This window comes from Deltaproteobacteria bacterium, assembly GCA_003696105.1.
In the GTDB taxonomy this organism is placed as follows: domain Bacteria; phylum Myxococcota_A; class Polyangia; order Haliangiales; family J016; genus J016.
This window is the reverse complement of the sequence record RFGE01000058.1, coordinates 1-3802: the sequence shown is the minus strand read 5'-3', so window position 1 is coordinate 3802 and position 3802 is coordinate 1. Positions and strand designations below refer to the sequence as shown.

The window sequence follows — 3802 nt, the reverse complement described above, 5'->3', positions numbered from 1 at the left end:
CTGTTCCGCGACCACATCGACCGGCTCGAACGCGAGTACGCTCGCGCGCTCGACGCGGCGGGCTTCGACGCGGTCGTGATCCACTCCGGGCGTCCGGCTCTCCAGTCGAGCTTCGACGACCAGCACTGGCCGCATCGACCGACGCCCTACTTCCTTCACTGGGCGCCGCTGCGCGAGCCGGACGCGGCGATCGTGATCGTGCCGGGCCGCCGCCCGCGCCTCGTTCGCGTCGACACCGGCGACTACTGGGAGGGCTCCGCGCCCGTCGACGGCGACCACTTCTGGAACGCGTTCGACCTCGTCGTCGCCAACACGGCGAACGCGGCCGCCCGCGAGGCACCGGCCGGCCGCGTCGCCTTCCTCGGCGACGACGCGGCGCGCGCCGACGCCTGGGGCATCGCCCCCGGCGCGCGCAACCCGGCGGCGCTCGTGCGCGCCCTCGACGCCGTGCGCGCGGTCAAATCTCCCTACGAGCGCGCGTGCATCGCGGAGGCCAACCGCCGCGCTGCGCCGGGGCACGCCGCCGTCGCCGAGGCGTTCGCGGCCGGCGAGCGGTCGGAGTTGGCACTCCATCTGACCTATCTACAGGCGACCGGCCAGGACGACGCCGACACGCCGTACAAGAACATCGTCGCGATCGGTCACCACGCGGCGATCCTGCACCACGTCCACTACGCTCGCGAACACCGCGGTGCAGCGGCGTCGCTGCTCGTCGACGCCGGCGCGACCTGCTTCGGCTATCACGCCGACATCACGCGCACGCACGTCGCCGGCAGCGGCGCCGCGGCCGACGGATTCCGCGCGCTGATCGCCGCGGTCGAGGCATTGCAACAGCAACTGTGCCTGCGAGCGCGCGCCGGCGTCGCGTTCGAGCACCTGCACGACGAGGCGCACGCCCTGCTCGCGCAGGCGCTCGTCGACCTCGACCTCGCCGTCGGCCCCGCCGACGCGCTCGTGGATACCGGGATCACCCGCGCGTTCTTTCCGCACGGCCTCGGCCACTCGCTCGGCCTGCAGACGCACGACGTCGGCTGCCGCCCCACCGCGCCGCGCACGGACAACCCCTATCTGCGCACGACGGCGGTCTTGCGCGACGGCCACGTGGTGACCATCGAACCGGGCTGCTACTTCATCGCGAAGCTGCTGCGGCCGGTGCGCGCGAGCGAACACGCGGCGCTCGTCCGCTGGAACGCGGTCGATGCGATCGCCCCGTTCGGCGGCGTGCGCATCGAGGACGACATCGCCATCGTCGGCGATGCGCCGCACAACCTCACCCGCCCGGCGCTCGGATGACGGCCGGCCTGCGCGCGAGCCGGCCATGCGGTAGAGTGCCGCGCATGGTTCATCGACTCGCCCTCTGGACTGCCGCCTGCGCGCTCGCCGCCGCGTGCCAGACCCGCCGCGCACAAGACGACGGCGACGCCAAGCCGGCCACGGCGACCGCGACCGCGGCGGCCAACCCGGACCAGCCCCGCAAGCCGGGCGCGCGCGAGCCGCTGCCGGCGCCGCCGGATGTCGCGGCGCCGCCGGCCGACGCGACCAAGACGGCCAGCGGCCTGGCCTACAAGGTCCTGCACAAGGGCCCCGGCGATGGGCCGAGCCCGCACGCGTGGGACCGGGTCAAGGTCCACTACACCGGGTGGACCACCGACGGCAAGATGTTCGACAGCTCCGTCGTCAAGGGGCGCCCCGCCACGTTTCAGCTCAAGCAGGTGATCCCCGGCTGGACCGAGGGCGTCCAGCTGATGCGCAAGGGCGACAAGTTCCGCTTCTGGATCCCGGAAGACCTGGCGTACAAGGGTCGGCCCGGCGCGCCGCAGGGCATGCTCGTGTTCGACGTCGAGCTGCTCGACATCACGCCGGGTCCCAAGCCGCTGCCGGCGCCGCCCGACGTCGCCGCGCCGCCGAAGGACGCCAAGCGCACGCCGTCGGGCCTCGCCTACAAGATCCTGTCGCGAGGCGGCGGCAAGCAACGCCCCGGCCCGCAGGACACGGTGACGGTCCACTACACCGGATGGACGACGGACGGCGAGATGTTCGACAGCTCGGTGACCCGCAACCGGCCGGCGACGTTTCCGCTCGACAAGGTCATCCCCGGCTGGAGCGAAGGCGTGCAGATGATGCGCAAGGGCGACAAGGCGCGGCTGTGGATCCCGGAGGAACTCGCCTACAAGGGCAAGCCCGGCGCGCCGCAGGGCATGCTCGTGTTCGACATCGAGCTGCTCGACATCAAGCCGGCGCCGAAGCCGATCCCGGCCCCCAAGGACGTCGCCGCGCCGCCGAAGGATGCCAAGCGCACGCCGTCGGGCCTCGCGTATCGGGTGCTGAAGCAAGGCGGCGGCGGCGCGACGCCGGGCGCAAAGAGCATCGTGCGCGTCCACTACACGGGGTGGACCACCGACGGCAAGATGTTCGACAGCTCCGTCGCGCGCGGCCAGCCGGCCGAGTTTCCGCTCGACCGCGTCATCGCCGGATGGACCGAGGGGGTGCAGCTGATGCACAAGGGCGACAAGTTCCGCTTCTGGATCCCCGAGGAGCTCGCCTACAAGGGCAAGCCCGGCGCGCCGCAGGGTATGCTCGTGTTCGACGTCGAGCTGCTCGACATCGTCCGGCCGTGACCGACGACGCCGCGCCGCCGCCCGCCGTGCTCGCCGCGTACGGCATCGCGGGGGCCGTCGCCGAACCGGTCGCCGGCGGCCTGATCAACCGCACGTACCGCGTCGTCGCGGGCGACCGGCCGATCGTGCTCCAACGCCTCCACCCGGTATTCCGCGCCGAGGTCAACGACGACATCGACGCGGTGACCGAACACCTGGCGCACAAGGGCGTGTACACGCCTCGCCTCGTGCGCACGCGCGACGGCGCCACTTCCCTGGCAGTCGACGGCGCAATCTGGCGCGCGTTGACATACGTCGACGGCGCCACGCACCACCGCTGCCCCGGCGCGGCCCACGCCGAGGCCGGCTTCGCCGCGATCGCGCGGTTTCACCGGGCGCTGGCCGACTTCGGCGCGCCGTTGCGGTCCGCGCGACCGGGCGTGCACGACACCGCGGCGCACCTGGCCCGGCTGCGCGCGGTGGCCGGCGACCGGCCGCTGGCGCGGGACATTCTCGCGGCGGCGGCCGACCTGCCGGTGCTCGCGCCGGCGCCGCGCCGCCTCGCGCACGGCGACCTGAAGATCTCGAACGTCCTGTTCGCGCGCGAAGCGCCGCCGCGCGCCCTGTGTCTCATCGATCTCGACACGGTCGGTCGCCAGACGATGGCCTACGAACTCGGCGACGCGCTGCGGTCGTGGTGCAACCCCCACGGCGAAGACGTGTCCGCTCCCGAGATCGACGAGGAGCTGGTCGCAAGAGCGCTGCGCGGCTACGCGGACGCCGCCGGCGCGCTGCTCACGCCGATCGAGCGCGCCGACCTGATCGCGGGGCTCGAGACGGTGTGCGTCGAGCTGGCCGCGCGGTTTTGCGTCGACGTGGTCGAAGACCGCTACTTCGGCTGGGATCCGGCGCGGTTCGCGAGCCGGCGCGAGCACAACGAGGTCCGCGCCCGCGGCCAGCTCGCCCTCGCGCACTCCGTCCGCCGGCGACGCGCGGCGCTGCGCGCCCTCGTCGACCGCGCGTTTGCGCGGTGACCGGCGCTGCGCGCCCGCCGACGCCCGCGCACCGGCCACACGCGGCCCGCCGTCCCTGCGGCCGCGCCGGCGCGTCCGGCTGCGCGGCCCGTCGTCCCTGCGGCCGCGCGGGCGCGTCCGGCTGCGCGGCCTGCCGTCACTGCGGCTGCGCGGGCGCGTCCGGCTGCGCGG

4 protein-coding genes are annotated in these 3802 nt (G+C 73.9%); all 4 read left to right on the top strand.

Annotated elements, in window-relative coordinates:
* A partial coding sequence (locus D6689_03685) for a Xaa-Pro dipeptidase (GenBank protein RMH43981.1) occupies nt 1-1293 on the top strand: 1293 nt, incomplete at its 5' end.
* Nucleotides 1290-2618, top strand: a complete 1329-nt coding sequence (locus tag D6689_03680) for an FKBP-type peptidylprolyl isomerase (protein ID RMH43980.1) — start codon at nt 1290-1292, stop codon at nt 2616-2618. The genes D6689_03685 and D6689_03680, both read left to right, overlap by 4 nt.
* Before the next feature lie 44 nt (nt 2619-2662).
* Nucleotides 2663-3631, top strand: a complete 969-nt coding sequence (locus tag D6689_03675; GenBank protein ID RMH43982.1) for a hypothetical protein — start codon at nt 2663-2665, stop codon at nt 3629-3631.
* On the top strand, nt 3621-3802 hold a 182-nt coding region (locus D6689_03670), incomplete at its 3' end, for a hypothetical protein (GenBank protein RMH43979.1). The genes D6689_03675 and D6689_03670, both read left to right, overlap by 11 nt.